Annotated in this window: 5 protein-coding genes; all 5 read left to right on the forward strand. The window is 42.9% G+C overall.

Annotated elements, in window-relative coordinates:
* Positions 1-147 precede the first annotated feature (147 nt).
* Entirely contained in the window at positions 148-1,383 is a 1,236-nt protein-coding gene (locus AC58P7_RS27390; protein WP_497348657.1) for a CapA family protein, read from the forward strand.
* A 141-nt stretch (positions 1,384-1,524) separates the two neighbouring features.
* Positions 1,525-1,686 (forward strand): hypothetical protein, encoded by a 162-nt coding sequence (locus AC58P7_RS27395; RefSeq protein WP_497348658.1) that lies wholly within the window; start codon positions 1,525-1,527, stop codon positions 1,684-1,686.
* Between the two features lie 260 nt (positions 1,687-1,946).
* Positions 1,947-2,561, forward strand: coding sequence for a transcriptional regulator (locus tag AC58P7_RS27400; RefSeq protein ID WP_497348674.1), 615 nt, complete (start codon positions 1,947-1,949; stop codon positions 2,559-2,561).
* A gap of 781 nt (positions 2,562-3,342) precedes the next feature.
* Positions 3,343-4,422 carry a hypothetical protein gene (locus AC58P7_RS27405; protein ID WP_497348660.1) on the forward strand — a complete coding sequence of 360 codons (1,080 nt, stop codon included), beginning with the start codon at positions 3,343-3,345 and terminating at the stop codon, positions 4,420-4,422.
* 302 nt (positions 4,423-4,724) lie between these two features.
* The coding region (locus AC58P7_RS27410; protein WP_497348662.1) for a hypothetical protein at positions 4,725-6,714 on the forward strand (1,990 nt) is incomplete at its 3' end.

Below are 6,714 nucleotides of genomic sequence, written 5' to 3' on the forward strand. Positions count from 1 at the left end.
ATAAGGCATGCTACTTTCACGTAGTATGCTTTTTAATTTTGTATTCGACACGAAGAATCGACAAAATTAATTTCCAATAACTGTTACAATTTTCGTGATTCGACTGAAATGGTTGAATACTAGCAGTAAGTTGCATGGAGGATTAACGTGGTACACATCAAGCGCACAATGGCCTTAATCGTTTTCTTGTTGGTTTTTGGTTTATTAGTCATTGGTTGTAATATCAATAATAACACTAGGAATACTGAAATAACTGATCCCTCAAATGTAACCAAGAAAGTTACTCAGACTCCTGTGCCATCCGAGAAGGTGGCGTCTTCTCCAACGCCTGTACCCTCTGTGGCTCCGCTTCCAACTCCGTCTCCTACACCCGTTGTCACGAAAGCTGGATTATCTGCAATTGGAGATATTTTGATTCATAATACCGTGTATCAGGATGCTGCACAGCCCGATGGAACTTACAATTTTAAACCCATGTTCAAGAAAGTGAAACCTCTCATTCAAGGGACAGATGTAGCAATAGCTAATCAAGAAACAGTCATCGGTGGCAGCATGTTAGGATTATCCTCCTATCCGTTGTTTAATAGCCCGCATGAAGTCGGTGATGCGCTGCTCGATTCCGGTATCTCAATGGTGACCAATGCCAACAATCATGCGATGGATATGGGCGAGAAGGGGATCTTAAGCGCTTCCGAGTATTGGAACCAAATCGGCATGCCTTACACAGGGTCCTTTCTTTCACAAGAAGATCGGGACCGGGTTAGGACGATTACGAAGAATAACATTACGTTCTCCTTTCTAGCCTATACGTATGGAACTAACGGGATTGCTGTTCCGGCGAATAAGTCCTATTTAGTCAATGTATTTGAAGAAGAAACCATGAAACATGACATTGAAAAAGCCAAGCTAATCTCGGACGTCGTCGTCGTTTCTACCCATTGGGGTATCGAAAATCAAACCATGCCCAATGATTCCCAAACAGCGCTAGCTCAGAAATTAGCGGATTGGGGTGCGGATATCATTATTGGCACTCACCCTCATGTGCTACAACCGATGAATTGGATAACGCGCAAAGACGGTCAACGTACCTTCGTTATGTATTCGTTAGGAAATTTTTTATCTGCACAAGATCAGATGATCCAATTAATAGGCGGGATAGGGCAGATAACCGTAGTGAAAACCCAATTGTTAGATAAGACTTCCATTGAACTCATTGAACCTGTCTTTATCCCGACTTATAATAAATATGAGAGTTTCCGCCATTTTGAAGTAATTCCGTTTAGCGAAGTTAGCAAATTAGATAGGGCTCAACTCGAATCTGAATGGGAACCTATCAAACAAACGATGAAAGACGAAATGCCTGAATTAAGCATCAGGGAGTAAAGTTCGAGATAAAGGATGATGGCATTCATGAATGACAAAAGTGAAAGAGTATACATACGAGTAATTGGTGTAGATGACACAGAAGTGATCTGACGAACGGTAAATACTATTTATACGGCTCTACCGGTCAAAATGTGTGGGATGGGCCAGCCAAATATTCGCGATGGCGTACATGGCATGTTATTTCAAGCGCTTGACGGTACACTTCAGCTGACTATTCATCAGCCGAACAAACATCCGCTGGAACGTCCTGTGATTCTGCCAATGCACCAAAGCAATGGGGTTCTTCGCCTACTCACGTGATGGCTATTGCTGGGCCATTTTGATTATTTGCATATCGGCCGTTGTTTGGGTAACTGCTTGTGGATCTTTACACTTGTGGACCGAAATGCTTTCTTTTATACGAATGTGAAGATGACAAAAGGTTTAGACGGAGTGAAGCACACGCCGTTTCATTGCATGGCGCTCGTTGGAGCGATGCAGTGGAACGGTTTTTGTTTGTTTATGGCTAGTTCAAGAAAAGGGGAGATGGATGTTTGTTTGAGCAAAAGTACGCAGAGTGGATGAAATCAATGATGGATGAAGAAGTTAATCCAAGAAGACGAGAATTACTTGAGAAAGGTCTTGGCCATGGAACCATAGAATTTCTAAGGTGCATATGGTATCCTGCAATCGGAAACTTTAAGTATCTCTATCCGGAGTGGGAGGTGCGTGATTTTAATAATGGATTTCGATATCTGGATCTGGCCTATATGCCTGGTGGAGTGAAGGGAGGGATCGAAATTCAAGGATATGCATCGCATGCCAGAGACCTTGACGTCAAAAGGTTTAAGGATTTATGCATGCGACATAGCTTGTTGGCTCTCGACGGGTGGATGTTTTTGCCTATTGCGTACTTGTCTATTAAAGAAGAGCCGAAGCAGTGTCAGCAGCTGATTCTCTCATTTGTGGGGAAATTTCTTTCGACGGAGGTGTCGGCTGATTTGGATTGGGCAGAGGCAGAAGTACTACGTTACGCTCGCCGACTACTGCGCCCCTTCACGCCCTCAGAACTAGCCACGCAATTACGTCTTACTGATCGCCATACAAGGCGTATTTTGCATCAACTTCTTGAAAAACAAATGCTACTGGTTGTCGGAGGTCGTCAGCGGTATCGGACATTTCAGCTGAGGATTTAATTAAATTTCCCCGATATTCGCGGTTTCCCCGATATTCCTCAATATTCCTCCGGATTTCTACGGATTCTTTCAAATCCCTCCAGATCGCGTAATTTCCCCACGCTAATCTCCCTAACGGACATGGTGGACCTTATTTGGTCCAAAATAGTGGTTTTGAAATTCTAACGGACCCAGACGGCTCTATTCAGCCGAATTCAGGCATCCATCGAGTAATACAGCCAAATTAGCGGCTGTAGTGTCCGTTAGATTCTGAAAAAGACCCATTCCTACCGCAATAGCGTCTTCCATGTCCGTTAGGTAATATGGGAAAAAAAGGAATGCCTGTACATCACTGATTTCGTCGCCTTATCGAGCTGTTCCTTAATCCGCGACTCCAACCAGGCTTCCCCCTCGAAGCTTGCTAACGGACAAAGGGGATGTTATTTCGTTGATTTCAGCTGTTTTGAAAATCTAGCGGACACAGGGGCCCCTATTCACCGGAATTTAGGCTTCTAATATATACAGTCGGGACGTCGGAAGCCCTGCCTTCAACGAAAATATCGTTGCCCGCCAAACCTTTGCTAAACCGTCCAATCAAGCGGATTTGACGGGGTTATGGTTTGTCGGCGGTACAGCCCATTCAGGTGGAGGGACCCCTATGGTGACTTTGTCGGGGCAACTTGTTGCGGAGGCTATACTTTCGGGGTGAAGGGAAACAGCTGCAGTAGATCCAAGCGTTAGTCCAGCGAAATATAGAAAAGGTCAAAGTATTTAATTAGACGGGCGCTGGTATACGGTCAAATTGGAATTGATCGGTTCCACCATCAATATGTATGTCAATGGCACTCTGGAGTTGACTGCTGCGGATACAAGTTTGACTGCTGGAGCTGTAGGTCTTGTCGCTTATAAAACGGTATCGAAATTCGATCAAGTGATCGTATCGGATACGGGCGGAGCTTCGTCACCAAGTCCAACACCAACGGCTCCTTCTCCAACGCCGACTGCAACGCCAAGTCCGACTCCGACAATACCACCAAGCCCAACACCAACTCCACCTTCCGGTTCCTTAAGTACTTATAATTTGGCTGGTTTTGCAATTGGGAATACAGGTGGCGGCAACATTGCTGAAACCGATGCACAATACAAAAAGGTTTACAACGCCACAGATCTTGCCGTTGCTTTAAAGAAGAATTCAGGCTATAAAGTGGTTGGAATTATGAATGATTTGGATTTAGGTTGGAATGAGATTCCTGCGGCGGCGCAAGTTATGCCTTTCGTGGCGAACAATCCTGCCCAAACGCATCCCGTGTTGATGTCGACAGGCGTAAGTAAAATATACATCGACGGATTTAACGGATTGACGATCTTCTCTGCGAATGGGGCGAAAATCAAACATGCTTCTCTCGATGTGAAATATACCTCCAATCTTATTATTCGTAATCTGGAGTTTGATGAGCTTTGGGAGTGGGATGAAGCTTCCAAGGGCAATTATGACAAAAACGATTGGGATTATCTGACGATCGAAGGAGCCAGCACGAAGGTTTGGGTTTATAATATCGTGATGGATAATGCTGATGCATGGGATGCCAAAACGAAAATAACTCCTGCCATGGAAACGGCGTTGTCTGGTAAAGGGTATCATTTTGGCGTGACAAGTAATGGTGCCATTTCAACAGAGGACGGCGCGGTTCTCGTAGAGAACTCCCAAATTATCGATGTTGTTTATCCGCTGCGCAACAACCAAGCAGATCCTGCAGACCCATCGTATACGGGCAAAATTCGTGCCCTGAATACGCAATATTCACTTGATGGTGTGACCTTTACGGGAGATAGCGAAACGGCTGGAAGTCCACTGGCGCCTGTGCCTGCACTTCGATTTTAAAGATGAGTTTACGATCCGGATAACGTGAATTTTGCGACGGTTCAGGCTAACGTGACAAGCCTTTTGAATACAACCTTACAGGCTTTTGACTTCCCTGATGTAACACCAGTCCGTTATTGATCCGTATGGTCTTGTTAAATAATCTTATTTTTCTATAATCGAGGCTGTCCTACTTGTGGGACAGCCTCTTTGCTTTGTTAACTATTTCACTCATTCATTGTCATTTGCATGTTGCGCTGAATAATATGTTATAGATGCCTAAGCCCGTTGGACATAAGAAGAAAGGATGAGGATACACAACAATGAAAAGGACATTTAAGGTCAATGAGATTGCCCGTAAAATTAGAAAACCGCAAGCAAGTGTGTTGGAATGGTCCAAACAATATAGTGCTTTTCTTCCGACGATCGCTGTTGGGGGAACCTTAAGATATACAGAAGAAGCTATCGAAATTTTTCGGAACATTTCAAAAATGAAAGATGCCAATAAATCACATAAGTTCATTTATGAACATTTACAGGAAATGAGCCAGAAATCAATTCGTACACCTAATAGGGAAGAATTTCTTTTAACTCCTGCACCTGCAATTGTTCCTGCTTCGAGCTTGTCTATAATAGAAAACAAATCTAATCCCCTAATAAGCAACGGAACCATGGAATTACGTAATATGGTACAGCTTCTGACGCAAAAAATGGATGCAAATAGATCTCCATTGCGTATACAGGAACATGAACATGTTGATGATATGAAGCAAATGGTTGGTATATCGTCTATCTCAAGCGGCAGACAAGTATCAACTAGACAGGAAAACGCTAACACTCCGTTTGTTCAGCTCACGAATGAAGTTGCCGAACTTCGAAGTATAATCCATACGCTCACGGAAAAGGTTATCGAAGTTTCGAAGGAGGACAATCAAGACGATAAGTTTACGAGCATGGTTGAATCACTGAATATTCAATGTCATAGCGTATCGGAAGAAGTTACTGAACTTCGTAATGTAATTAAACTTTTTACTTTTAAGGTAGTTGAGGTTATCGAACAAAACGATAGAAGTGAAGTTGCTGATCACATAGATTTACTGAAAATGCAAATTAAGACTGTTTCTGAAGATGTAAAAGCGCTGCAGAATGTGCTTCAGAACGTTCAGGCCATTCAGACCATTCAGCCCAAGATCTCTGAAGCGCTGGAGCAAAATCTCAGAGGAGACATCGTTTCTGCGACGAAGGAGCTACAGAATCAACATTATGAAGTTGTCTCGAAGTTGGAGCAAGAAATGCGAAGGGAAATTACCGCCAACGTAGATTTGCTGAACAACCAATATAAGACTGTTTATGAGGATGTAAAAGGGCTGCAGATTGTGCTCCATACCGTTTTGCCCAAGATCACTGAAGCGCTGGAGCAAACTCTCAGAGGAGACATCGTTTCTGCAACAAAGGAGTTACAGAATCAACATCATGAAAGGGTCTCGGAGTTGGAGCAAGAATTGCGAAGCGAAATTACCGCCAACGTAGATTCACTAAATAACCAATATAAGCATGTTTCTGAAGATGTAAAAGGGCTTCAGAATGAGCTCCATACCGTTCAGTCAGAGATAACTGAAGCTGTGAAACAAGATCTCAGAGGTGAAATATTTACCGCGAAAGAGGAGTTACAGAATCAACATTATGAAATTATCTCGGAGTTGGAGCAAGAAATGCGAAGCGAAATTACCGCCAACGTAGATTCACTAAATAATCAATATAAGCATGTTTCTGAAGATGTAAAAGGGCTTCAGAATGAGCTCCATACCGTTCAGTCAGAGATAACTGAAGCTGTGAAACAAGATCTCAGAGGTGAAATATTTACTACGAAAGAGGAGTTACAAAATCAACATTATGAAGTGATCTCGAAGTTGGCACAAGAACTGCGAAGTGAAAATGCCGCCAACATTGATGTACTAAACAACCAATTTAAGCATGTTTATGAAGATGTAAAAGGGCTTCAGAATGTGGTTCAGAACGTTCAGTCAGAGATATCTGAAGCTGTGAAACAAGATCTCAAAGGTGAAATATTTACTACGAAAGAGGAGTTACAGAATCAACATTATGAAGTGATCTCGAAGTTGGAGCAAGAACTGCGAAATGAAAATGCCGCCAACATAGATGTACTAAACAACCAATATAAGAGTGTTTGTGAAGATGTAAAAGGGCTTCAGAATGTGGTTCAGAACGTTCAGTCAGAGATATCTGAAGCTGTGAAACAAGATCTCAGAGGTGAAATATTTACTGCGAAAGAGGAGTTACAGAATCAACATT

This window comes from Paenibacillus sp. J22FR5 (genome assembly GCF_059691975.1).